Consider the following 24,021-nt stretch of genomic DNA (forward strand, 5'->3'; position numbering starts at 1 on the left):
GTCTCCTCGGAGTCGGATGAGTTTTTAAAAACGAAAACGGCGCACGTGAGGCGCCGCGACGATCAGGCCCGCATCGCGGGCACGGACCTTCGGCCTATTCGATGGCCTTGCCCATATCTTCCACTACTTTTTTCGCATCGCCAAAGACCATCATGGTCTTGTCCATGTAGAAGAGCTCGTTGTCCAGGCCCGCGTAGCCGGCGGCCATGGAGCGCTTGTTCACGATGACGGTCTTGGCCTTGTAGGCTTCCAGGATCGGCATGCCGTAGATCGGCGTGCCCTTGGTGAGCGCGGCCGGGTTCACCACGTCGTTGGCGCCCAGGATGATCGCCACGTCGGCCTGCGCGAACTCGCCGTTGATGTCTTCCATCTCGAACACCTGGTCGTAGGGCACCTCGGCCTCGGCCAGCAGCACGTTCATGTGGCCCGGCATGCGACCGGCCACGGGGTGGATGGCGTACTTCACCTTGACGCCCTTGTGCGTGAGCTTCTCGGCCAGTTCGTTCACGGCGTGCTGCGCGCGCGCCACGGCCAGGCCGTAGCCCGGAACGATGATCACCGTCTCGGCGTTGGACAGCATGTAGGCCGCGTCGTCGGCGCTGCCGCTCTTGACCGGGCGCTGCTCCTTGTCGCCGCTGGAGGCGGTGGTTGCCTCACCGCCGAAGCCGCCCAGGATCACGTTGAAGAACGAGCGGTTCATGGCCTTGCACATGATGTAGCTCAGGATCGCGCCCGAAGAGCCCACCAGCGAACCGGCCACGATCAGCATCGCATTGTTCAGGCTGAAGCCGATGCCGGCCGCCGCCCAGCCCGAGTAGCTGTTGAGCATCGACACCACCACCGGCATGTCGGCGCCGCCGATCGGGATGATGATGAGCACGCCCATCACGAAGGCCAGCGCCAGCATCGCGAAGAACGCCGGCCAGCTTTCGGTGGCCACGAACACCAGGCCCAGGCCGATGGTCGCCAGGCCCAGCACCAGGTTCAGCATGTGCTGGCCCGAGAACTGCACCGGCGCGCCCTGGAAGAGGCGGAACTTGTACTTGCCCGAGAGCTTGCCGAAGGCGATGACCGAGCCGCTGAAGGTGATGGCGCCGATGGCCGCCCCCAGGAACAGCTCGAGCCGGTTGCCATAAGGAATGGCGTGGCGCACGAAGCCCTCGAAGAGCACCGCACCGTCAGGCGTGCGCGCACCGACGACCGCCGCCACGGGCGCAGCGGTGATGCCGAAGGCCCAGGGCTCGGCCACCGCGGCCACGCCGATGAACACCGCGGCCAGGCCGATCATGCTGTGCATGAAGGCGACCAGCTCGGGCATCTTGGTCATCTCGACCTTGTTGGCCATGAAGGCGCCCAGGCCGCCACCGACCACGACGGCGGCCAGCACCCAGGCGATGCCGGTGGTGAAGTCGACGTTGAGGGCGCGCGCCTGCGCGTGAACCAGCGCGATGGTGGTCAGCACGGCGATCGCCATGCCGGTCATGCCGAAGACGTTGCCGCGGATCGAGGTGGTGGGATGCGAGAGGCCCTTCAGGGCCTGGATGAAGCAGACGCTGGCAACGAGGTACAGCAGCGTGACGAGGTTCATGCTCACTTGGCGGCTCCCTCAGCGGCCTTGGGGGCGGCCTTCTTGTCTTTCTTCTTGAACATCTCGAGCATCCGGCGCGTGACCAGGAAGCCGCCGAAGACGTTCACTGCAGCCAGCGCCACGGCGAGCACGCCCATGGTCTTGCCCAGCGGCGTGGTGGTGAGCGCGGCGGCCAGCATGGCGCCCACGATCACGATGGCCGAGATGGCATTGGTCACGGCCATGAGCGGCGTGTGCAGCGCGGGCGTGACGGTCCAGACCACGTGGTAGCCGACGTAGATGGCCAGCACGAAGATGGTCAGGTTGATGACGGTGTGCGAAACGATTTCCATGGTGTTGTGTTCTCCTCGTTCGGTCTCTGTCTCTTGTCCAGGGCTCTGTCAGAGCTTCTTGACTTCATTGATGCGGTTGGCATCGCCAAGCAGCACCACCTTGGGCTTGTAGTCGGCGGCTTCGGCCTCGGTCATGGGGGCGTAGGTGCAGATGATGAGCAGGTCGCCCACATGCGCCTTGCGCGCCGCCGCGCCGTTGAGCGAGATGGCGCCCGAACCGCGCGCCGCCTTGATGATGTAGGTCGAGAAGCGCTCGCCGTTGTTGACGTTGTACAGCTCGATCTTTTCGTACTCGCGCATGTCGGCCGCGTCGAGCAGGTCTTCGTCGATGCCGCACGAGCCTTCGTAGTGCAGGTCGGCTTCGGTCACGGTGGCGCGATGCAGCTTCGCGCGGAGCATGGTGCGGTTCATGGAAGGCAGCCTGCTCTTACTTGCGCGTGACCTGGCCGTCCTGCGTGACGCGGCAGGCTGCGACGATGTCGTCCTCGAGGTCGATCTTGAGCGCGCCTTCCTTCGTGACGACGAGCTTGAGGAAGTCGAGCACGTTGCGCGCATACAGCGCCGACGCGTCGGCCGCCACCAGCGCCGCGAGGTTGGTTTCGCCGACGATGGTCACGCCATGCTTGACCACGGTCTTGTCGGCCTCCGACAGCGGGCAGTTGCCGCCGATGCCGTCGGCGCCCTTGCCGGCCGCGATGTCGACGATCACCGAACCCGGCTTCATCGACTTGACCATGTCCTCGGTGACGAGGGTGGGCGCGGCGCGGCCGGGAATGAGCGCGGTGCTGATGACCACGTCGGCCAGCGCGACGCGCTTGGCGACCTCGGCCTGCTGGCGCGTGAGCCAGCTGGCGGGCATCGGGCGGGCGTAGCCGCCGACGCCTTCGGCCGCGTCTTTCTCTTCCTGCGTCTCGTAGGGCACGTCGATGAACTTGCCGCCCAGCGACTCGATCTGTTCCTTGACGCTCGGACGCACGTCCGAGGCCTCGATGACGGCGCCCAGGCGCTTGGCCGTGGCGATGGCCTGCAGGCCGGCCACGCCGACGCCCAGGATGACGACGCGCGCGGCCTTCACGGTGCCCGCGGCGGTCATCAGCATGGGGAAGAAGCGCTGGTACTTGTCGGCCGCGATCATCACGGCCTTGTAGCCGGCGATGTTGGCCTGCGAACTGAGCACGTCCATGCTCTGGGCGCGCGTGGTGCGCGGCGCGGCTTCGAGCGCGAAGCCCGTGACGCCCGCGGCGGCCAGACGCTGCAGGCCGGCCGCGTCGAAAGGATTGAGCATGCCGATGACGACCGCGCCGGCCTTCAGCTGCGCCGCTTCGGCGTCGCTGGGCGTGCGCACCTTGAGCACCATGTCGGCGGAGAGCGCCCCGGCCGCATCGGTGATCTCGGCGCCTGCCGCCTGGTAGCCGGCGTCGGTGACGCTGGCTGCAATGCCGGCACCGGCCTGCACACGCACGGTGTGCCCGGAGGCCACCAGTTTCTTCACCGTTTCGGGTGTAACGGCCACTCGGGTTTCGCCAGCCGCTGTCTCGGCAGGCACGCCTATCAACATAGAGTTCTCCTCAGGGGGAAGGGGCAGCACGGATTGCGGGCAGAGCTTACAGCAAGATTACAAGCGCACCTGTCGCCAGAATGCCGCGTTCTTTTTGCCGTTCAACGCCCGCAGGCACTGCACATGAAGCTACTTAATTGATAGCAATTTGGCGGCCGGTCCGACCCCGGGGGAAACACGGGTGACCGCCGCAGAAGCGCTTGTGGCGCCTTCGCTCGCTCTGGTTCTAGATTGCAATCAACTAACACCAATTGGGTTCAATTAGCAATTGAACCACATACATAAAATCAATTTGCGTGAATTAATAGCAATTCACAGCAATGATTTCAGACGCAGATAGATACACTTCGATTCATATTGCGGACACATAGAGGTCCGCACAGGGCGGAACAAGGGAATGGAATGCGCATTGCAGTACTCGACACCGAGCCGGATCAACTCCGGTTGATCAACCAATCCATGGCCAGCCTCGGTCACGAGTGCCACACGTACGCCGCCGGCAAGGCGCTGCTGCACGCCATGCGCCGCGAGACCTTCGACCTGCTGGTCCTCGACTGGCGCCTGCCGGACATGAACGGCCCGGACGTCGTCAAGACGATCCGGCAGGACTACAAGAGCCGCATGCCGATCCTGTTCGTGACCGAGCACCACGACGACAGCGACATGGTCGAAGGCCTCAATGTCGGTGCCGACGACTTCATGGCCAAGCCGCTGCGCCCGATCGAGTTCGAAGCCCGCATCAATGCGCTGCTGCGCCGCGCCTACCCCTCGCGCAACGAGCCCGAAATGGTGTTCGGCCCATACCACTTCTTTCCGCCCTCGCGCACCATCCGGGTCCACGGCGAGCTGGTCGAGCTGAAGAACCGCGAATACGAACTCGCGCTCTTCCTGTTCCAGAACCTGGGGCGCCTGCTCTCGCGCGAGCACCTGCACGAGGCGGTCTGGGGGCTGGGCGTCGAGGCGCTGTCGCGCTCGCTCGACACCCACGTGTCGCGCCTGCGCACCAAGCTCGAGTTGCGTCCGTCGAACGGCTTCCTGCTGCTGGCGGTGTACGGCCTGGGCTACCGGCTGGAAACCATCGAGGTCGACACACGGCCCGCCGCTGCAGCTTCCAACGCTCGCTGAGCGCACGCCCCGGCAGGCCGGGCGGGGAACCCCTCCTTCCCGTCGGCCTCCAACTTGTTCCGTCCGAACAAGTGCCCCTCCCCATGCCCCGGCTCCTCCTGGCCGCGCTGCTCCTGCTGTGCAGCGGCCTGTTCCCCGCCCTCGCTGAAGACGTCGAGGCCAGCGACATGGTGCGCGGCGGCCTGCAGGCGATCCAGATGATCGACCGAAACGAAGCCGGCGAGCTGTGGGACGGCGCCACGCCCGCCACCCGCAAGCGCATCACCCGCACCGACTTCGCCAGCAAGGTGGCCAAAAGCCGCGCCCCGCTCGGCGGACCGCAGCAGCGCACCTGGGTGGCCGTGCACCGGCAGGTCGTGACCGACCCGGACGCCGATGCGGCCGGCCAGTACGTCAGCGTCGAGTACGAGACCCGCTTCGGCAACACCCCCGATCGCACGCTGCGCGAACGGGTGAGCTTCCGGCTCGACGCCGACCGCATCTGGCGCTTCAGCGGCTATGTCGTGCGATAGCCGAGATGCCGATAGACTCGCGCCCACGATGCCCACACGCTGGAAACCCAATGTCACCGTGGCCGCGGTGATCGAGCAAGACGGCCGCTTCCTGCTCGTCGAAGAGCAGACCGACGACGGCCTGAAGCTCAACAACCCCGCCGGCCACCTCGACCCCGGCGAGTCGCCCGAGGACGGCTGCATCCGCGAGACGCTCGAGGAAACGGCCCACGCCTTCACGCCGACCGCGCTGCTCGGCGTGTACATGGCGCGCTCGGCCGAGCAGCCCGACGTGACCTACATGCGCTTTGCCTTCACCGGCGAACTGGGCGCGCGCGAGGAAGGCCGTGCGCTCGACGAAGGCATCGTGCGCACGCTGTGGATGAGCGTGGACGAGATCCGCGCCAGCGTCGCGCGCCATCGCAGCCCGCTGCTGCTGCGCTGCGTCGAGGACTACCTCGCCGGCAAGCACCATCCGCTCGCGCTGATCCACACCGAAGACAGCGTGCGGCAGCCCCGCTGAGGCCTGTTCAGACGATGACGCCGCCCCCGAGGCAGCGTTCGCCGTCGTACAGCACGGCCGACTGCCCCGGCGTGACCGCCCATTGCGGCGCACCGAAGCGCAGGCTGAAGGCGCCGTTGGCGCCCTCGGCCATCTCGCAGGCCGCATCGGCCTGCCGGTAGCGCGCCTTCGAACCGTAGGCGCCCGCAGTGGGCGCCTCGCCGGCGACCCAGCTCGCGTCGTCCGCCTTCAGTTCGGACGACAGCAGCCACGGATGGTCGTGCCCCTGCACCACCCACAGCGTGTTCTTCTCGACGTCCTTGCGCGCGACGAACCAGGGCGAATGGTCGCCCGCGCCGCGCTGTGCACCCTTCTCCTTCACGCCGCCGATGCCCAGCCCCTGGCGCTGGCCCAGCGTGTAGAAGCTCAGGCCCTGGTGCTCGCCGAGCTTGCGGCCGCGGTCGTCCTTGATCGGGCCCGGCTCCTTGGAGATGTAGCGGTTCAGGAAGTCGCGGAACGGCCGCTCGCCGATGAAGCAGATGCCGGTCGAGTCCTTCTTCTTCGCGTTGGGCAGGCCGATTTCTTCCGCGATGCGGCGCACCTCGGTCTTGTGCAGCTCGCCGACCGGAAACAGCGTCTTGGACAGCTGCGCCTGGTTCAGGCGGTGCAGGAAGTAGCTCTGGTCCTTCGAGTTGTCGAGCCCCTTGAGCAGCTCGTGCCGGCCCGTGGCCTCGTTCAGGCGCACGCGGGCGTAGTGGCCGGTGGCGATCTTCTCGGCGCCCAGCCGCATGGCGTGGTCGAGAAAGGCCTTGAACTTGATCTCGGCGTTGCACAGCACGTCAGGGTTCGGCGTGCGGCCGGCCTTGTACTCGCGCAGGAACTCGGCGAACACGCGGTCCTTGTAGTCGGCGGCGAAGTTGACGTGCTCGATCTCGATGCCCAACACGTCGGCCACGCTGGCGGCGTCGATGAAGTCGATGTTCGACGAGCAGTACTCGCTGTCGTCGTCGTCTTCCCAGTTCTTCATGAAGATGCCGACCACCTCGTGCCCCTGCTGCTTGAGCAGGTGCGCGGTGACCGCGGAGTCCACCCCGCCGCTCAGCCCGACCACGATCCGTTGTTTTGCCATAAGCCCGCCATTGTCCCAGCCCGGCGACAGGGGCATCCGGCGTGTGGGAAATCGGGAAAACCCGTGTCGCCGGCTTGTCAGCCGCCACTCCACGATGCGAAAGGCCGGCGCTACAGTGCCCCGAAACACAGCGGAGACAACACGCATGGCGACCCCTTCCCTCTCTGGCGACCCCACCCCCTGGACGCGCAACTACCCGCCCGGCATGCGCTGGGACGCCGAGCTGCCCGTCAAGCCGGTGCAGCAGATGCTCGACGAAGCGGTCGCGCGCTGGCCCGACCATTCGGCCGTGGAGTTCATGGGCCAGGTCCTCACCTACGCCCAGCTCGGCGCGGCGGTCGACCGCGCCGCCAAGGGCCTGCAGGACCTGGGCGTGAAGCCGGGCGTGCACGTCGGCCTGTACCTGCCGAACACGCCGCACTACCCGATCGCCTTCTTCGCCGTGCTCAAGGCCGGCGGCACGGTGGTGAACTACTCGCCGCTCGACGCCGAGCGCGTGCTGGCCCACAAGATCGAGGACAGCCGCACCGACATCCTCGTCACGCTCGACCTCGTGAACCTCTATCCGCTGATGGCGCGCCTGCTCGACAGCTCGCGCCTGAAGACGCTGGTGGTCGGCAGCCTCGGCGACTACGGCGCGGCGGGCGACAAGGTGCAGGCCCAGCTGCAGGGGGCCGGCCAGATCGCACCGGTGCCCACCGACGACCGCCACGTGCGCTTCACCGATCTGCTCAAGAGCGAAGGCACGCACCAGACCTATCCGCTGGGCGACCTCGCCGAAGAGATCGTCGTGCTGCAGTACACCGGCGGCACCACCGGCCTGCCCAAGGGCGCGATGCTCACGCACGCCAACCTCACGTCGGCCTCGGCGCAGTACTACGAATCGACGCGCGGCGAGCCGCCGATCCTCGACGAAGGCAAGGAGCGCTTCCTGGTTGTGCTGCCGCTGTTCCACATCTTCGCGCTCAGCGCCGCGATGCTGTTGGGCGTGCGCCTGGGCGCGGCGCTGGTGCTGCACACGCGCTTCGATGTCGACGCGGTGATGAACGAGCTCGCGGCCAGCCGGATCAGCGTGTTCCCCGGCGTGCCGACCATGTACACCGCCATCCTTGCGCACCCCAAGGCCAAAGAGATGGACCTGCGCTCGCTGAAGTTCTGCGGCTCCGGCGGCGCGCCGCTGCCGGTGGAGGTGGAGCAGCGCTTCTTCGAACTCACCGGCTGCCACCTCAACGAAGGCTGGGGCATGACCGAGACCTCGCCCGTGGGCACCTTCACGCCCGCGCGGGGCGTGCGCAAGGCGGGCTCGTGCGGCATGCCGCTGCCGCGCGTGCGCATCAAGCTCGTGAGCCTGGACGACCCGACGAAGGACGTGACCGCGTTCGGCGAGCCCGGCGAGCTGTGCGTGCAGGGACCGAACGTCATGAAGGGCTACTGGAACAACCCGAAGGCCACCGCCGAGTCGATGACGGCCGACGGCTACTTCCGCAGCGGCGACGTCGCGAAGATGGACGCCGACGGCTACCTGTACATCGTCGACCGCACCAAGGACATGCTGCTGTGCGGCGGCTACAACGTGTACCCGCGCGTGCTCGAGGAGGCGGTGTACGAACACCCGTCGGTGGCCGAGGTCTGCGTGATCGGCGTGCCCGATGAGTACCGCGGCCAGTCGCCGAAGGCCTTCGTGAAACTGAAGGACGGCGCAAACGACCTCACGCTCGACGCGCTCAAGGCCTTCCTGAAGAACCGCCTGGGCAAGCACGAGATGATCGGCGCGCTCGAGATCCGCGCCGAGCTGCCCAAGACCGCCGTGGGCAAGCTCTCGAAGAAGGACCTCGTGGACGAGGAAGCCCGCAAGCGGGCCTGACCTTTACGACTTCTTCTGGCCGAAGGCTTCGGCGAGCAGCTCGTACGAGCGCAGCCGGGCTTGGTGGTCGAACACCTGCGAGGTGATCATGAGTTCGTCGGCGCCGGTGCGCGCCACGAACGCTTCCACGCCCTGCTTCACGGTCTCGACCGAACCCACCGCGGAGCACGACAGCACCGAGTCGAGCAGCGCGTTCTCGGCCGGACCGACCTTCTGGCGGTAGTTCTCCACCGGAGGCGGCAGGCGACCCGGACGGCCGCTGCGCAGGTTCACGAAGGCCTGCTGCCACGAGGTGGCGCGGAACTCGGCCTCGGCGTCGGTGTCGGCCGCGAACACGTTGAAGCCCAGCATCACATACGGCTTCTGCAGCTGCGCCGAGGGCTTGAAGGTCTCGCGGTAGATCTGAATGGCCTGCATGATCTGCTGCGGCGCGAAGTGCGAGGCAAAGGCATACGGCAGGCCCAGGTGCGCCGCCAGCTGCGCGCCGAAGGTGCTCGAGCCCAGGATCCACACCGGCACCTCGAGCCCCGCGCCGGGCACGGCGCGCACGGCCTGCTGCGGGTTCTTCGACATGAAGTCCATGAGCTCCATCACGTCCTGCGGGAACTGGTCGGCGTCCGACTCCAGGTTGCGCCGCAGCGCGCGCGCGGTGCGCTGGTCGGAGCCGGGCGCGCGGCCCAGGCCCAGGTCGACGCGCCCCGGGTACAGCGACTCCAGCGTGCCGAACTGCTCGGCGATCACCAGCGGCGAGTGGTTGGGCAGCATCACGCCGCCGGCGCCGATGCGGATGGTGGAAGTGCCCGCGCCCACGTGCGACAGCAGCACGGCCGTGGCCGCGCTCGCGATGCCCGGCATGCCGTGGTGCTCGGCCAGCCAGTAGCGCGTGTAGCCCAGCTTCTCGCCGTGCTGCGCCAGCGACAGCGAGTTGCGGAACGACTGCGCGGCATCGCTGCCTTCGGTGATCGGGGAAAGGTCGAGGATCGAAAGCGGAATCATGGCGCGATCATGGCGCGAACCGCCCGATGCCGTCACGCGCGGGGCTATTCGGTTTGGTATAGCGTCGCGACGCTCGCGAAGTCGCGCCCGTGCTGCGTCACGTGGACCTGGAAGGGCACGCTCTCGCCCGGCGCGATGGCCGGCAGGTTCTCGATCAGCTTGAAGCCGGTCAGCTGGTCGTTGCGGTCGCGCAGGCTCACCCACAGGCGCACCTTGGCCGCGATGGCCGTGCCGGGGTTCTTCACCGTGCCCGTGACCTCCACGCTCTTGTAGGTGAAACGCTGGCTGAAGTTGAGCAGCACGCTGCCGGTGCCGGCCTGGGTGCCCGTCACCTGCACCTCGAGCGGCTTGCGCGGGCCGGGCAGCGCGGCGCGGCGCATCGGCTTCCACTCGACGCGGGTCTGCGTGATGCGGTCCACGGCCTTGGGCTCCAGCAGGATCGGAAAGCGCTCGCCCGGGTACAGGGAGGCCAGCGCATCGAGGCGCGTGGTGCCGTCGGCCGTGCTGCCGCCGAAGCGCGAGATCACGGCGCCGGGCGCGATGGCGATGGCGTCGGTGCTGCGGTTCACCAGCTCGGTCATGAACAGCGGCCGCTGGATCGTGCTGCGCCCCGCCACCAGCGGCAGCAGTTCGAGCTGCCGCGGGTCGAAGCGCTCGCTGTCGTCGGCCAGCAGGTCTTCGGTGCCCAGCCGCAGGTCGGGGTGGAAAGCCTCCGGCGCACCGGTCGTGCGGATCACGCGGTCGACGCTCAGCACCGTCGTGCGCGCGCCCGAGGGCGTGACTGTGCGGTAGCCGATGCGGTAGTCCCACGCCGCGATGGCGGCGCCGCGGCCGAAGCGGCTGAGGTCGACATCGATCGCCGTGCGTGCGCCGGGCGCCAGCTCGGACCCCGGCGCATGGCCGCGGCCGACGCCAATCACCTGGCCCGCGTCGTCGTACAGCGTGACCAGCGCCTCGACGCTGCCGAACGCCGGCGCACCCACGGCGCCCGCATGCACGAGGCGCCCGACCAGGCGCACGCGCTCGCCCTGCTGCACCAGCCGCACGCGCGAGAACGCCAGGCGCGGCCCCTCGGCGGCGCTGCGGGGTTCGGACAGCTTCTCGACCGTCACGTCCTGCCGCGTGACGTTCTGGCCCGAGGGCAGGTCGACCAGCACGGGCGCGGACTCGCCGGGCATCAGCACGTCGATCGGCAGGGATTCACTGCGCTCGTTCAGCCGCGTGTCGCCGTCGTGGAACACCACCTTCAGGCCGGGCCGTTCGAGCGGCCGGCCGGTCTCGTTGCGCGCCAGCACCAGGAGCTTCGGCCGCTCGCCGACCAGCACCTGGCGCGGCTCGGAGAGCTTCAGGCCGTCGGTCGCGATGGTGCGATCGACGATCGCGCGCGCCGCCGAAGGCGCATCGCTGCGCTGGCCCGAACCGAACAGCAGCATCGCGACCTGGACGGCCACCGCCACGCCGAGAAAGCCGATCACGACGAAGCCGACCGTGCGCACCATCTGCTTCTGGCGCAGCGCCTGTTCGGCCGCGATCTGCTGGCCGGCGTGGTGCTTGACCTGCTGCAACACGCGCTCGAGGCGGTCGGACACGTCGTCTTCCACCAGCGACATCGAGCCGCAGTGCGCGCAGGTGTATTCGTTCAGGCCGGTGCGGCGCAGCGCGCTGCTGCCGCACTCGCCACATTTGAGGGTCTGCAGGTCGATGCTCATGTGTTTTCTTTTTTGTCTTACCAGCCGAACACGTCGACGACGTTTTCGGCTGCTGCGGCACTGCCCAGCAGCGGCACGAGGCGCTCGACCAGGCGCGCGCGGTGCACCGGGTCGACCTCGCAGTCGTCCTCGTCGGTGAAGATGGCGTCGCCCGCTTCGTCCCACACTTGGCCGATGGTGCCCAGGCAGGCGGCCATCTCGATGATGTCGGCGAAGAGCGGTTCGTCTTCCTCCCAGGCGCCCGTGCCGTGCATCGCGAACTGGATCGCGCCGGTGCGCAGGTCGAAGATGAACGGATCGGCGCCCTGGTCGGCCACCACCAGCCAATGGTCGGGCCAGTCGGCGATGCGCTCGCCGGTGATGCCGTGCCAGCGGTAGCCCGCCTGCAGCTGCCACAGGCGCGAGAGCGCGGGAATGCTGAACGGGTTGCCGGTAGTCGGCACCGTGAGGCCTGCATAACCCACGCGCTCGTTGACCCATTCGCCGAGCGGGCCGACCTGCTCGTAGAAGGTGACGAGGGCGGCGGGCAAGGCCAGCTCGCCATGCCAGTGCTCGGCGGCGGATTGCGGCGCCAGCGCGCCATGGGAAGCCAGGGCCGCGCGGGCCTGTTCGATCGATGCCACGGGGGTTGTTCTCCGTTCAGGTCAGACGGACGGCCTGCTGCAATGCGGTGCGCAGTGCGTCGATGTCGCCGGGTGCGACCTCGTGCACGCCCGGCACGCCGGCCAGGCCGCAGGCCGTCGATGCCACCACGGGCACGCCGGCCGCCACGGCGCGCAGCAATGCGCGCGGCGCGTGCTCGACGTGCGCGGGCAGCACGACGACGCTGGCACCGGCCAGTCCGTCGCCCTGCCAGTTCATGTGTTCAATGGGTTCGATGCCCTGCCAGAGCCGCGCGTCGTCCGAGGGCGCGCCCAGCACGCGCAGGCGGCACGGCCAGCCTTGCAGCGCGGCAGCAAGTTCACGCGCGCCCTTGCGCGCCAGTGCGCTCGCGGCGAACACGACGAACGGCGGTTCTTCGCGCTTGCTGTGCGCGGCCTTCACCTGCGGCAGCGCCCAGTCGATCCGCTGCAGCGTGGCCTGCGGCGCGTACTGCGCCATGGCCTGTGCCACCCCTGCATGCGGCGTGACGACGACCGCCGCGCGCGCGAGCGCCCGCGCTTCGTCGCGCACCAGCGATGCATCGGCGCGGAAGTCGCGCAAGGTGGGGTCGCCGGGCCAGCGCTGCGACGCGGCATCGAGCTTCTTTTCAATGTCGGCCATCGGCAGTGCGCTGGCCAGCACGGTGATGCGGCGCCCGTCGAGCACGCCGAGGCGCTGCAGGTGCGGCAGCAGCGATTGCTCGACCACCAGGTGCGTATGCGCAGGCGCCAGCCGCGAGGCGAAGGCCTGCGCGAGCCAGCGCTGGCCGTCGATCAGGCTGGCTTGGCGCCGGCCCGCCTGCCGCGCCCAGAGCCGCTGCCACACGGCGCGGCGCAGGCTCGCGGCCCAAGCGGTGGTCACCGCTGCGTTCGTCGCAGGCTCGCGATGCCAACCGGTGGAAGGCGCGCGCCAGAACGCGAGCCGCAGCGGCACGGGCTGCATGCGCTGCGCCTGCGGATGCGCCTCGCGCAGGTGGCGTGCGAACTCCGGCGTCCAGCCATCGACGAGCACGGCGGTGCGCCCTTCGGCGCCGACATCGACCGGCGGACGGTGGCGAAAGCATGCCGTCTGGTCGCAGCTCAGGCAGCCGCGCGCCAGCGGCAACGCGGTGGGCGTGTCGTCGTTCGTGCGCCGCAGCGTGACGGGCTCGGCCGACACCGCCCGCGGCGTGCGCGCGCGGATGCGCACCACGAGTTCGGTGTCGGTCAGCGCCACTTCGAGCCGCCAGGCGTGCCGGGCGCGCAGCTTGATGTCGACGTAGTTCCAGAACACCGTCGCATCGACGGCGTCGCCGTCCGGCGTGTCGGCCTGCTCGATGCGCGCCGTGTGGCCGTGGTGCTCGACCAGCTCGAAGCCCGCGCGCACCGCCACGGTAGCCAGGGCGTTCGACAGCTGGCACAGCCCGCCGGCCAGCGTCGGCACCACGCAACCGCCGCGCACCTCGCGCCCGACCACGAAGCCGCGCCCGGCGCCCGGTCGCCCCAGCTGGCGCCAGAAGCTCAGCACCTCGCCGGCCGGCACCTCGATGGCGTCGAAGGCCGGCCGCGCCACGCGCAGGTTGTGCACCTTGCCGGCGACCAGCGGGAATTCGTCGGCCCAGCCGTCGGACCACAAGGGGGTTCGGTGCTGCGCGAGCACCGGCGCATCGGCCAGTGCGTGTTGGCCGCCGGGCCAGCGCCGGGCCGAGGGCCGCAGGGTTTCGCGCAGGGCGTGGGCCGTGGCGAGCAGCCGCGAGCGCAGCCAGAAGTCGATCGCGTCGATGCGGCGCGGCGGCTGCCAGGCCTGCGCACTCACGCGGCGGGGCCTCGCTTGCGCCATTGGCCGAGGTCGGCTTCGATGCGCTCGTTGATGTTGCCGCTCCACTGCGCGCCGAAGCCGGCGTCGCGCAGCAGCTCGACGATGCGGCGGCCGACCACGACGGTGTTGGCTTCGCGCTGCGCGATCTCGGGGATCATGCCGCCGCTGAAGGCGAGGTACAGGCGGCCGGAGCGCACGGCGCCGTCCAGGTCCTGTGCGTGATAGAAGCAGCAGCCGCGGATGCCGGACTCGAGCCGCCCGGCCGCACGCCACTGCTCGCGCACGTCGTCGTGCCCGTCGGACAGCGTGTTGCCCGCGCGGTGCAGGGCGATGATCTTTTCGCTGCGCAGCTGCGCGAACACGGCCTCGAGCCGGTCGTACTCGGTCTGCGCGGGCCACTGCGCCTCGGCGGCGCGCTTGGCGGCGCAGGCGCGCGCGGTTTCGGCCTTGATCCAGGCGCGGTCCTCGGGCGTGAGCTCATCCGGATCGAGGTACTCGTCGGTGATCATCCAGCCGATGTCGGCATCGGCATGGAAGCCGCTCCACACCAGGTCGTGGATGCGTCCGCGCGTGTCTTCGGGGTCGAGAGTGAGGGCCATGCGTAGTGGGTCGTCGCTTGGTCGGCGACGGATGTGCTTTCATTTTTTCGCGGTCGGAACGACGCTCGATTCTCGCGTGTCCGCACCACGGCGATGCGTTAATGCGAAAGCATGCGCTCTGGCGGCCATCCCTCCCGCGCCCAAATCATGAGGGATGCGCAAGGCCAAGGCAATGTGACTTTCGGCCAAGAATTCACGGTCATGGCCCATGAAAAAAGCCGACCCTGCGTTGGCAGGGCCGGCTTTCATGAAGACCTGGAACGTTCGCCGATCCCGTCGGCGAAGCATTCGGGCTGTTGCTTACAGCGGCAGTGCGTCGCCGTGAGCGGCAGCGCGGGCTGCGGCGCGAACCGCAGCGCGGTCGACGGTGCTGGCGACGATCGGGGCCACGCCCGACGAAGCGCCTTCGGCGTACGGGTCGGCGCTGTGTGCAGCGGCGACGGCGTCGGCACGCACGGCGGCGCGGCTGGCGGTCGACACGATCACTTGCGCGGGGCCTGCGTTAGCGCCGGTGGCGTAGGGGTTAGCGCTGTGCGCGGCCACGACGGCTTGGGCGGCGACATCGGCGCGGCTGGCGGCCGAGGTCAGTTGATGCACGCCTTCATAGCTTTCGGCATGGGCGGCGCCGGCAACGGCCATCAGGGCAACAGCAACGGCGGAGAGGATCTTCGAGGCGGTCATTTGGATTTCTTCCTTCTTCAATTCAGTTCAAGTTCTTGCTTCGGATGTCGAACCGGTCTTGGGTGGGTCACCGCCCCTCTGTTCTTTTTCGGAGGGCGGCCACCTCGCTCGGGGCCCTGTTCACCCAGATCAGCTTTGAGGGCTGGTCCGTGAGATGAATTGTGCGCCTCGATCTAGGTAAAAACCCGTAGCAAAACGAACCGCGGTGTTCACGGATTCGAAACAATTGAGGGGCAGCGGGCGCGCCTCAGGCGTTCGCGACCGCACTGCCGAAGAGCGCCAACGCCGGGGCGATCCGCTCGGCGGGCGTGTTGCCGAAGCCGAAGACGAAGCCCGTGCGGACCTGCTCGCTCAGGCAGTAGGCGGAGATCGCGGGCACGTCGATGCGGTGCGCCAGCAGCGCCTGGGAGACCGCCGCATCGTCGATCGGCGTGCGCGAGATGGCCGACAGGTGCAGCCCCGAGCCGGTGGTCGACAGCTCGAAATCGCGCCCCACCAGCGTCCTGAAGCAGTGCTCCATGAGCTGCGCGCGTTCGCGATAGCGCACGCCCATGCGCCGGATGTGGGCCGCCAGCTGCCCGCTCGCCATGAAGTCGGCCACCACGCCCTGGGTCGGCATGGAGGCCTTGAACGAGAAGATCTGCGTGGCGCAGGCAAAAGCGTCCGCCAGGTCGGGCGGGACCACCAGGTAGGCCAGGTTGAGCGCGGGCGAGATGGAACGGTTGAAGTTCCCGATGTAGATGACCCGCCCCCCGTGGTCCAGCGCCGCCAGCGGAGGCAGCGGCCTGCCGCGGAAATGGAAGGCGTTGTTGAAGTCGTACTCGATCACCCAGGCATTGCGCTCGTGCGCCCACTGCAGGAGCGAGAGGCGCCGCTCCAGCGGCATCGTGCTGCCGAAGGGGAACTGGTTGGTGGGTGACGCCACGATCAGCCGCGCGTCGGGCGCATGGCTGTCGAACCGGCTGCTGTCCAGGCCCTGCAGGTCGATGGGCACCGGCACCAGGTCCGCGCCGAAGCCCATCAAGGCGGCAAGCCGGGTGATGTAGCCCGGGTCTTCCACGATGATGCGATCGCCGTGGTCGGTCAGCACCTGGCCTGCCAGCACGAAGCCCTGCGTCGTGCCGTCGACCACGAGCACCTGGTCCGGCAGGCAGGAAATGCCGTGCGCCTCGCCCACATAGTCCGCGATCTGCTGGCGCAGTTCGGGCAGCCCCATCGGCGAGCCGTAGCCCAACTCCGCAGCCGGCGCCGAGCGCCAGTACTGCGACGAGACCTTGGCGAACTGCTCGAACGGCAGCTGGTCGAGCGCGGGCACGGTCGGGCTGAGGTCGAACGTGGCATTGCGCTCGGGCGGCAGCGCCAGTTCGGACATCGCCTGCGCGCGCCGCGAGATGTGCCGGGGCGCCGGCGCGGCGACAGGCGCATTCGACGGCGCCCCGGCCGGCGCGCTGCGCTCCTCGGGCAGCACGGCGGCAATGTAGGTGCCTGCCCCGACACGGCCGCTGACATAGCCCTCGGCCAGCAGCCGTTCGTAGACCAGGACCACGGTGTTGCGCGACACGCCGAGTTCCGCGGCCAGCTGGCGGGTGGGCGGCAGCCGCGAGTTCTTGGAGATCCGGCCCTGCACGATGGCCTGGCGGATCTGCTCGAACACCTGCACGTGCAGCGGATCGGAGCCGCTGCGGTCCAGCGAGAGCGAACTCCAGGTCGGGTAGTTGAAGTGCCGCGGCATACGAGATCTCCATGCCGCCCATGCCGGACAGGGCTGCGGCGGCCTTCGAATATACGGCCCGGTCGCCCGCGCTAGGCGCCCGCAAGCATGCGCAGGACCTCCTCGTGGCGGCGGGGGTTGCCCGATGCGACCAGCCGGTTGCCGGAGTAGATCGTGAGCGGACGCCCCTCCCAATCGGTGATGACGCCGCCGGCGCCCTCGATCACCGGCACCAGCGCGCAGTAGTCGACCTCGCGGTGGCGGCCGCAATCGATGCCGATATCGATCGTTCCGTTGGCGATGCAGCCGTACGCATAGCAGCTCGATCCGTACACGCACCATTTGGCGGCGCTGCGCAGCGTCTCGAACGCCTCGCGCTCGCGCGGCCCGAAGGGCTCCGGGTTGCTGCACGACACCAGCGCGTCGGCCAGCGACGGGCATTCGCGGCTGCGGATGCGCTGGCCATTGAAGGTGGACGGCTGGCCCTGCGCCCCGGCCCATCGGTCGTTGGTGATGGGGTGGTCGATCACGCCGATGATCGGCGTGCCGTGGCGCGCCAGCGAAATCAGCGTCCCGTAGATGGGAATGCCCGTGATGAAGGCCTTGGTGCCGTCGATCGGGTCGAGCACCCAGACGTACTCGGCATCGAGGTCCTGGCCCTCGAACTCCTCGCCGAGGATGCCGTGCGAGGGATAGCGGTGGCGGATCAGCGTGCGCAGCGTCTGCTCGACATGCTTGTCCACGACGGTGACGGGGCTGTCGTCCTCCTTGGACTCGAAGCCCCTGCGGCTGTACAGGTTCTCGCGCAGGATGGCGCCGCTGGCGTCGGCCAGCCCATGGGCGAAGGCGAGGAATTCGGCCATCGCCGACTCTGGAACGGAAGAAGTGGACACGCGGTCTCCTGGATCAAGTGGGCATGGGCCCGGTGCCGTGCTGCGCCGGCAAGTGGCGAAGATGGCGAGACATGCGGTGCTCCAGCCGCCGCACCAGGTGGTTGGCGGCGAACGCGAAGGCAAGGTAGATCAACCCGGCCGCAATGAAGATCTCGTAGGGGGCGAAGGTGCGCGCCACCAGGGTGTTGGCCACGCCCGTCAGTTCCGAGAGCGTGATGGCGCTGGCCAGCGACGTGCGCTTGATCGTCTTGATCACCTCGTTGCCATAGGCCGGCAGCGCCAGCAACATCGCCCGCGGCAGGATGACGTGGCGGTACAGCGCGCCGAAAGACAGCCCGAAAGCCTGGCCGGCCTCGACCTCCCCGTGCGGCACCGCCTGGATCGCCCCGCGGAAGATGTGCACGGCGTAGGCCGTCGTGTTCAGCACGAAGGTGATGACGGCGCACCAGTACGGCTTGCGCAGGTAGGGCCAGGCCCAGCTGTCGCGCACCGCATCGATCTGGGCAATGCCGTAGTACACGATGAAGATCTGCACCAGCAGCGGCGTTCCCCGGAAGACCTGCGAGAACACCTCGACGGGCCAGCGCAGCCACCAGGCCTTCTGGACGCGCACGATGGCCAGCGGCACCGCCAGCAGCGTCGCGAGCACCATCGTGATCGCGAAGAGTTCCAGCGTGAGCAGTGCGCCCTGCCAGAGCACCGGAAGGCTCTCGACAATGAGTTCGACATCCATGGTCAGGCCGTCCTTTCGCCACGGGCGCCGCGGCGCTCGAGCTGATGCAGCACGAGCGAACTCAGCACGGTCAGCGTGAGGTAGATGGCGCCGGCACTGAGGTAGAAGAACAGGGCGCGGCGCGTGTCGCTGGTGGCCAGTTCGGAGGCCTTCATCAGCTCGCTCAGCCCCACGATGGAGATCAGCGAGGTGTCCTTGAGCGTCGAGATCCAGATGTTGCCCAGGCCCGGCAGCGCCAGCCGCAGCATCTGCGGGCACTGGATCGCGAAGAAGATCTGCAGGGTGCCCATGCCCACGGCCATGCCGGCCTCCACCTGCCCGCGGGGAATGGCCGTGAGCGCGCCGCGGAACACCTCCGAGGCGTAGCCGCCGAAGATCAGTGCCAGTGCAAACACACCCGCCGGATACGGCGGGATCTCGACCATGCCCGCGTCGGGCCTGACCAGCGCGAGCAGCCGGCTCAAGACCACCGTGCTGCCGAAGTACACCATCAGGATCAGCAGCAGTTGCGGGATGCCCCGTATCGCCGTGATGTAGGCCTCGGCCAGCCAGCGCACCGCCTTGAAGCGGGACAGGCAGGCCGCCGCGCCCAGCAGCCCCAGCGCGATGCCGAACACCGACGACACCAGCGCCACCTCCACGGTGGTCCAGGCACCTTGCGCGATGGTCGGCCCCCAGCCGTTGAACATGTCCATGGTGTCGTCAGCAATCAGTGAGCGGATTGGGCGGAGCGACGGCGTCAGTGCCAGACCGCGGGCAGCACACTGAAGCTCCAGTACTTCTGGTTGATCGCCTTGAAGGTCCCGTCGGCAAACATGCCCTTGAGCGCCGCGTTGATCTCGTCGCGCAGCGCCGTGGCCCCCTTGGGCAAGCCGACGGCCACGCCTTCGCCCAGGTACTTGGGCGCCTCGATCTCGGGGCTGACGAACTCGTAGTTGCGCCCTTCCGGCTTCTCCAGGAAGTCGGTGCGAACCTTCATGGGACTCACGAGCATGAGGTCGATGCGGCCGGCCACGAGGTCCAGCAGCATGTTCTCGGCCGAGTCGTAGCGCGTGATCTCGACGCCGGAGAACTCGCCCGCAAGGTAGCTGTCGTTGGTGGTGGCCCTCTGCACGCCCACCACCTTGCCCTTGAGCGCGCCCGCGTTGGGCGTGTTGTCGGGCTTCATCGGGAGCAGCCCCCCGTTCTTGCGGCCCACGAAGCGCGCCGTGGAGGCCCGGTACGGAACGGAGAAGTCGATGCTCTTCTTGCGCGTCTCGGTGATCGAGAGGCTCGAGGCGACGATGTCGATCTTCCTGGAAAGCAGCGCGGGAATCAGCCCGTCGAACCCCAGGCAGACGAACTGCACGTTGGCGTTCATCCGCCGCCCGATCTCGCGGGCGATGTCGATCTCGAAACCCTTCAACTCGCCCGACGCATCGCGGTAGTTGAAGGGCGGATAGGTGCACTGCACCCCGGCCTTGATCTCGCGGCCCATAGCGGCGACGGAGCACGCGGCCAGCAGGCCTGCGAACAACCATTTCTTCATTTCGTCTCCAGTTCTTGGTTCGTGATGTCGTGGCTACAGAACGCTGTCGAGGAACTTGCGGCAGCGCTCGCTGCGCGGGTTGCCGAACACGTCGGCAGGCGCCCCGCGTTCCTCGATCTTTCCCTTGTGCAGGAAGGCGACCTCGGTCGAGACCTCGCGTGCGAACGCCATCTCGTGGGTGACCATCACCATGGTGCGCCCCTCCTCGGCCAGCAGGCGGATCACCTTCAGCACCTCGCCCACGAGCTCGGGGTCGAGGGCGGACGTGGGCTCGTCGAACAGCAGCAGCTTGGGCTCCATCGCCAGCGCGCGGGCGATCGCGCAGCGCTGCTGCTGGCCGCCCGAGATATGGGCCGGATAGTGCCGCAGCCGGTCGCCGAGCCCGACCTTCGCCAGCAGCGCTTCGGCCCGTTCCGTCGCTTCGCGGCGCGACAGTCCCAGCACCTTCATGGGCGGCATGGCCACGTTCTCCAGCACGGTCATGTGGCTCCACAGGTTGAAGTTCTGGAACACCATGCCGATGCCCGCGCGCAAGCGGTTCACCTGGCTCTTGCTGGCAGGGCTCGCGTGCCCTGCCGACGAACGGCGCATGCGGATCTCCTCGCCATCGATGGCGACGGTGCCGGCGTCGGGCACTTCGAGCAGGTTGAGGCAGCGCAGGAAGGTGCTCTTGCCCGAGCCGCTGGCACCGATCAGCGTGACCACGTCGTGCTCGTGGGCGCACAGGTCGATGCCGCGCAGCACGTCCAGCGCGCCGAAGCGTTTCTCGATGCCGGTGGCAGACACGATCTGCCTGCCCTGTTGTCGTTGGGGGTCGCTCAAGTGAGTTCCTTTTGAACGGTGCTGGCGCTTCGCCTAGAAGGTCCCGGGATAGGCCCCGCCGTCGAGCAGCAGATTCTGTGCGTTGATGTAGCCGGCATGGGCACTGCACAGGAAGGCGCAGGCACGGCCGAACTCCATCGGATCGCCGAAGCGCGCGGCCGGGCTGCGGCCCTGCCATTCGGTCTGCTCGGCCTCGAACGAGCGGCCCGACCCGGCCGCGGCAGCCTCCACCGTGGCGCGCAGGCGGTCGGTGGCGAACGAGCCGGGCAGCAGGTTGTTGATGGTGACGTTGCGATGCGCCGTGCGCCGCGCCAGGCCCGCCACGAAGCCGGTGAGCCCGCTGCGCGCGCCGTTGGACAGGCCCAGGATGTCGATGGGCGCCTTCACCGAGGACGAGGTGATGTTGACGATGCGGCCGAAGCCGCGCGCCATCATGCCGTCCACCGTCGCCTTGATCAGCTCGATGGGCGTCAGCATGTTGGCGTTGAGCGCCACCATCCAGTCGTCGCACGTCCATTGGCGGAAGTCGCCCGGCTTGGGGCCTGCGGCATTGGTCACCAGGATGTCCGGCGCGGGGCAGGCCTCGAGGACGAGCGCCCGCCCCTGCACCGTCGTGACGTCGGCGGCCACCGTGCGCACGTGCACGCCCGTGGCCTCGCGAATTTCATTGGCGGTGGCCTCGAGCGCCTGTGCGCCGCGCGCCACGATGGTGAGCGATGCGCCGTCTTCCGCCAGCGCGAACGCGCACGCCCGGCCCAGCCCCTTGCTCGCGGCGCAGACCAGCGCCGTCTTGCCCTTGATTCCCAGATCCATGGAGACCTCTTGCTTCAGATGAAGTTCGCGGCGACCGTGCCGAAGCGGTCGAACGAGGAATGCACCCGCATGCCCTGCGACGCGCGGTACTGCCGTGTGAAGGAGCCGGACATCACCTGCATCCCCGCCTCGAGGGCCAGCCCGAACTCGGCCAGCTTGTTCGCCAGCCACAGCACCGAGAGCAGCCCGCCGCCCTGCATGACCGCCGAGCCGGAGGCCGTCTCGCTGACGGCGCCATCGACCTGCACCGTCACGTTGGCGCCGGCCAGGTCGCGGTTGTCGGCCGTCAACGGCACGGCCGCCCCCGTCACATAGGCCTTCTGCTGCGCGTTGTCCGCCATGGCCAGCGCCAGGTTGCCGGCGAACGGACCGCGGACCTCCACGATCTCCAGGGCGGGTGCCGCGTGCGTCACGGCGGCAGCGACCTCCTCCAGGCTCACGCCGGGTCCGCGCAGCGTCTTGCCGATGGTCAGGCACAGCTCGTTCTCGAAGCCGGGCGCGATCAGATCGGAAAAGCGATAGGCCTGGCCGCTCGCATGCCGGCCGCTTTCCAGCAGATAGCCGAAACAGGGCTCGTGCACCTGCTGCTGCACGCGCATGGCCTCGGCGGTGAGGCCGACCTTCCAGCCCGTCTGCCGCTCGCCCCTGGCCAGGCGCTTGTGCAACAGGGCCAGCTGCACTTCGTAGCCCTGCTGCAGGGAGAACTTCCCGGCCCATTCCGACGGCATGTGGCGTCCGTCCTCCATGGCTTGCCAAAGGGCGCCCGCAATGTCTTGGGTGTTCATCGCATCCTCATCGTGTGGTTGGGTGGTGTTCCAGGTAGGCGGCCAGGCGGCGAACGCCGTCGTCCAGGCGCGGCGTGCCGCTCGCGTAGCACCAGCGCAGGTAGCCTTCGCCCTCGGGGCCGAAGGCCACGCCGGGCGCCAGCCCCAGCCCGGCATCGGCCACGAGCTGCTTGCAGAACGCGAGGCTGTCCGTCACGCCGTCGACACGGAAGAAGGTGTACATCGCGCCCCGCGCGGGCGCGGCGAGTTCGACGCCCGGCACGCTCCCCAGGCGCGCCGCCAGGTGGTCCCGGCCCTGGCGCAACCGCTCGACGGTGCGGGCAATGGCATCCTCCCCGCGCGACAGGGCAACCACCCCCGCCGCCTGCACGAAGGGCGGCGCGCAGGTGCTGCTGTACTCGATCAGCTTGCCGACGTCGCCCAGCATCGCCGGCGGCACGACGATCCAGCCCAGGCGCCATCCGGTCATGCGCCAGGCCTTGGAAAAGGAGTTGCAGCTGATGACCCGGTCCTCGAGCGTCGCGATGTCCAGGAAGGACGGCGCGCACGGCGCATCGAAGCTGATGCGCTGGTAGACATCGTCGCTGACGATCCAGATGCCCAGGCGCCGGCAGTGCGCGAGGATGGTCTCCTGCGACTCGCGCGAGAGCGTCCAGCCCGTCGGGTTGTTGGGCGCGTTCAGCAGCAGCGCGCGGGTGCCCGGCCGAAGCGCTTCCAGAAGGCGCTGCTCGTCGAGCACCCAACCGGCCGCGGTGAACTGCAACGCGACGGTCTCGACGTGCGCGCCCAGCACCTTGGGCATCTCGACCAGGTTGGGCCACAACGGCGTCACGGCCACGACGCGGTCGCCGGGGTTCAGCAGCGCCTGCAGGGCCAGCATCAGCGCATGCGTGCCCGAACTCGTCACCGCCACCCGTTCGACGCCGATCGGGCCATGCCAGCGCGACAGGTAGCGGGCGATCTCCTCGCGCAACGCGGGCTCGCCCAGCGTCTGGACGTAGAAGGTGCGCCTGTTCTCGAGGGCTGCGATCGCAGCGCCGCAGATCTCGTCCGGCGTCTCCTCGTCGGGCTCGCCGAACCAGAAAGGCAGGATGTCCTTGCGGTCCATGCCCGCATTGGCGACCTCGCGGATCTTCGAGGACCGCAGGGCCTGGACTTCGGCGCGTGCGACGGTCGATGGCGGGCAGTGGGAGGCGGCGCTCTGCATGTCGTGCTTGTCTCGGTGTTCTATGGCCTGCATGCTCCGACGCCGCATGGTGCGGGACAAGGACCAATTCCGTGCGCCGGGGCGGACCAATCGCGGCGGACCGGCCGGCTGCGATGCGCTGCTGAACGACGCTATTTGGCAGAACGGCCGGAGCCAATGGGTTGATTGCCGCCGGGAATTGCCCCTCTGAACACAGTCATTGCCGTCGAAAAGGGGCTCACGTCAAACGCTTCCCCTGCGCTCAACGGCCAGACGAACAAAGAGGCTGCGCTTCCTTGGCAAAACAGCACTTTCCCGGGCACGACCGCCCATGGAGAGAATTCGAAATAAAAAGTGCAAAAAAAAGGCCTGCCTTCGAAAAGGCAGGCCTTCATTGAAAAGCTCGAGGAGCCGGTTTCAGAACGGAATGTCGTCATCCATGTCGTCGAAGCCCGACGACGACTTGGCCGGCGCCTGGCGCGGCGCCGGTGCCGGAGCACGCGGTGCGGCTGCGGGAGCACGCGGGGCGTAACCGCC

At 68.4% G+C, this 24,021-nt stretch carries 24 protein-coding genes and 1 pseudogene; 4 read left to right on the forward strand and 21 right to left on the reverse strand.

Annotated elements, in window-relative coordinates:
• Nucleotides 1–94 precede the first annotated feature (94 nt).
• Genes AC3WQR_RS24990 through AC3WQR_RS25005 form a run of 4 tightly spaced genes read right to left on the reverse strand, consistent with a single transcriptional unit; the run spans nucleotide 95 to nucleotide 3,478 of the window.
• Entirely contained in the window at nucleotides 95–1,594 is a 1,500-nt protein-coding gene (locus AC3WQR_RS24990; RefSeq protein ID WP_492744366.1) for an NAD(P)(+) transhydrogenase (Re/Si-specific) subunit beta, read from the reverse strand.
• Nucleotides 1,591–1,920, reverse strand: coding sequence for an NAD(P) transhydrogenase subunit alpha part 2 (locus AC3WQR_RS24995; protein WP_062481510.1), 330 nt, complete (start codon nucleotides 1,918–1,920; stop codon nucleotides 1,591–1,593). The genes AC3WQR_RS24990 and AC3WQR_RS24995 overlap by 4 nt, the downstream gene beginning before the upstream one ends.
• Nucleotides 1,921–1,968: 48 nt before the next feature.
• Nucleotides 1,969–2,331, reverse strand: coding sequence for an aspartate 1-decarboxylase (gene panD, locus AC3WQR_RS25000; RefSeq protein WP_062481508.1), 363 nt, complete (start codon nucleotides 2,329–2,331; stop codon nucleotides 1,969–1,971).
• 16 nt (nucleotides 2,332–2,347) lie between these two features.
• Nucleotides 2,348–3,478: a Re/Si-specific NAD(P)(+) transhydrogenase subunit alpha gene (locus AC3WQR_RS25005; protein WP_492744368.1), complete on the reverse strand. Its 1,131-nt coding sequence runs from the start codon at nucleotides 3,476–3,478 to the stop codon at nucleotides 2,348–2,350.
• A 402-nt stretch (nucleotides 3,479–3,880) separates the two neighbouring features.
• Between AC3WQR_RS25005 and AC3WQR_RS25010 the strand changes: the two genes are divergently transcribed.
• The 3 genes from AC3WQR_RS25010 to AC3WQR_RS25020 all read left to right on the forward strand — a co-directional run bounded on the left by AC3WQR_RS25010 (nucleotide 3,881) and on the right by AC3WQR_RS25020 (nucleotide 5,617).
• Nucleotides 3,881–4,603 (forward strand): response regulator transcription factor, encoded by a 723-nt coding sequence (locus AC3WQR_RS25010; protein WP_062481504.1) that lies wholly within the window; start codon nucleotides 3,881–3,883, stop codon nucleotides 4,601–4,603.
• An 83-nt stretch (nucleotides 4,604–4,686) separates the two neighbouring features.
• Complete coding sequence (locus tag AC3WQR_RS25015; RefSeq protein WP_492744370.1) at nucleotides 4,687–5,115, forward strand: DUF4019 domain-containing protein; 429 nt, start codon at nucleotides 4,687–4,689, stop codon at nucleotides 5,113–5,115.
• 28 nt (nucleotides 5,116–5,143) lie between these two features.
• Nucleotides 5,144–5,617 carry an NUDIX hydrolase gene (locus AC3WQR_RS25020; RefSeq protein WP_492744372.1) on the forward strand — a complete coding sequence of 158 codons (474 nt, stop codon included), beginning with the start codon at nucleotides 5,144–5,146 and terminating at the stop codon, nucleotides 5,615–5,617.
• A gap of 7 nt (nucleotides 5,618–5,624) precedes the next feature.
• Here the strand turns inward: AC3WQR_RS25020 and mnmA are convergent, their stop codons facing one another.
• Nucleotides 5,625–6,725 carry a tRNA 2-thiouridine(34) synthase MnmA gene (mnmA, locus tag AC3WQR_RS25025; RefSeq protein WP_492744374.1) on the reverse strand — a complete coding sequence of 367 codons (1,101 nt, stop codon included), beginning with the start codon at nucleotides 6,723–6,725 and terminating at the stop codon, nucleotides 5,625–5,627.
• Between the two features lie 145 nt (nucleotides 6,726–6,870).
• Between mnmA and AC3WQR_RS25030 the strand changes: the two genes are divergently transcribed.
• Entirely contained in the window at nucleotides 6,871–8,589 is a 1,719-nt protein-coding gene (locus AC3WQR_RS25030) for a long-chain-fatty-acid--CoA ligase (protein WP_492744376.1), read from the forward strand.
• A 3-nt stretch (nucleotides 8,590–8,592) separates the two neighbouring features.
• On the opposite strand, the gene AC3WQR_RS25035 is transcribed toward AC3WQR_RS25030, so the two are convergent.
• From AC3WQR_RS25035 to AC3WQR_RS25110, 16 genes and pseudogenes are all read right to left on the reverse strand, one after another.
• A complete protein-coding gene (locus AC3WQR_RS25035; RefSeq protein ID WP_354345429.1) occupies nucleotides 8,593–9,585 on the reverse strand; it encodes an LLM class flavin-dependent oxidoreductase in 993 nt (330 codons plus the stop codon).
• Between the two features lie 44 nt (nucleotides 9,586–9,629).
• Nucleotides 9,630–11,294: an FxLYD domain-containing protein gene (locus AC3WQR_RS25040; protein WP_492744379.1), complete on the reverse strand. Its 1,665-nt coding sequence runs from the start codon at nucleotides 11,292–11,294 to the stop codon at nucleotides 9,630–9,632.
• A 17-nt stretch (nucleotides 11,295–11,311) separates the two neighbouring features.
• Nucleotides 11,312–11,917: a hypothetical protein gene (locus tag AC3WQR_RS25045; protein ID WP_492744381.1), complete on the reverse strand. Its 606-nt coding sequence runs from the start codon at nucleotides 11,915–11,917 to the stop codon at nucleotides 11,312–11,314.
• A 16-nt stretch (nucleotides 11,918–11,933) separates the two neighbouring features.
• Nucleotides 11,934–13,730, reverse strand: coding sequence for a VanW family protein (locus tag AC3WQR_RS25050; protein ID WP_492744383.1), 1,797 nt, complete (start codon nucleotides 13,728–13,730; stop codon nucleotides 11,934–11,936).
• Entirely contained in the window at nucleotides 13,727–14,332 is a 606-nt protein-coding gene (locus AC3WQR_RS25055; RefSeq protein WP_492744385.1) for a DUF6891 domain-containing protein, read from the reverse strand. The genes AC3WQR_RS25050 and AC3WQR_RS25055 overlap by 4 nt, the downstream gene beginning before the upstream one ends.
• 300 nt (nucleotides 14,333–14,632) lie before the next feature.
• On the reverse strand, nucleotides 14,633–15,013 hold the full coding sequence (locus AC3WQR_RS25060; RefSeq protein ID WP_062480474.1) for a hypothetical protein: 381 nt from the start codon (nucleotides 15,011–15,013) through the stop codon (nucleotides 14,633–14,635).
• A gap of 247 nt (nucleotides 15,014–15,260) precedes the next feature.
• Nucleotides 15,261–16,745 carry a MocR-like pyridoxine biosynthesis transcription factor PdxR gene (gene pdxR / locus AC3WQR_RS25065; protein ID WP_070063410.1) on the reverse strand — a complete coding sequence of 495 codons (1,485 nt, stop codon included), beginning with the start codon at nucleotides 16,743–16,745 and terminating at the stop codon, nucleotides 15,261–15,263.
• A 71-nt stretch (nucleotides 16,746–16,816) separates the two neighbouring features.
• Nucleotides 16,817–17,617: an inositol monophosphatase family protein gene (locus AC3WQR_RS25070; RefSeq protein WP_206167823.1), complete on the reverse strand. Its 801-nt coding sequence runs from the start codon at nucleotides 17,615–17,617 to the stop codon at nucleotides 16,817–16,819.
• 13 nt (nucleotides 17,618–17,630) lie between these two features.
• Complete coding sequence (locus AC3WQR_RS25075; RefSeq protein ID WP_062480468.1) at nucleotides 17,631–18,350, reverse strand: ABC transporter permease; 720 nt, start codon at nucleotides 18,348–18,350, stop codon at nucleotides 17,631–17,633.
• Between the two features lie 2 nt (nucleotides 18,351–18,352).
• The gene (locus AC3WQR_RS25080; RefSeq protein WP_492744387.1) at nucleotides 18,353–19,045 is read right to left on the reverse strand and encodes an ABC transporter permease; all 693 of its coding nucleotides are present in this window, start codon (nucleotides 19,043–19,045) and stop codon (nucleotides 18,353–18,355) included.
• Between the two features lie 44 nt (nucleotides 19,046–19,089).
• A complete protein-coding gene (locus AC3WQR_RS25085; protein ID WP_095950686.1) occupies nucleotides 19,090–19,878 on the reverse strand; it encodes a transporter substrate-binding domain-containing protein in 789 nt (262 codons plus the stop codon).
• A 33-nt stretch (nucleotides 19,879–19,911) separates the two neighbouring features.
• Nucleotides 19,912–20,700, reverse strand: a complete 789-nt coding sequence (locus tag AC3WQR_RS25090; RefSeq protein ID WP_492744389.1) for an ABC transporter ATP-binding protein — start codon at nucleotides 20,698–20,700, stop codon at nucleotides 19,912–19,914.
• Nucleotides 20,701–20,733: 33 nt separating this feature from the next.
• Nucleotides 20,734–21,513 (reverse strand): SDR family oxidoreductase, encoded by a 780-nt coding sequence (locus AC3WQR_RS25095; RefSeq protein WP_095743284.1) that lies wholly within the window; start codon nucleotides 21,511–21,513, stop codon nucleotides 20,734–20,736.
• 14 nt (nucleotides 21,514–21,527) lie between these two features.
• Nucleotides 21,528–22,298, reverse strand: coding sequence for a 2-keto-4-pentenoate hydratase (locus tag AC3WQR_RS25100; RefSeq protein WP_492744391.1), 771 nt, complete (start codon nucleotides 22,296–22,298; stop codon nucleotides 21,528–21,530).
• Nucleotides 22,299–22,305: 7 nt separating this feature from the next.
• Complete coding sequence (locus tag AC3WQR_RS25105; protein ID WP_492744393.1) at nucleotides 22,306–23,505, reverse strand: pyridoxal phosphate-dependent aminotransferase; 1,200 nt, start codon at nucleotides 23,503–23,505, stop codon at nucleotides 22,306–22,308.
• Between the two features lie 396 nt (nucleotides 23,506–23,901).
• Nucleotides 23,902–24,021: pseudogene (locus AC3WQR_RS25110) on the reverse strand (single-stranded DNA-binding protein); the annotation flags it as partial.

Source organism: Variovorax sp. FW305-3-2-15-B-LB1 (genome assembly GCF_058787635.1).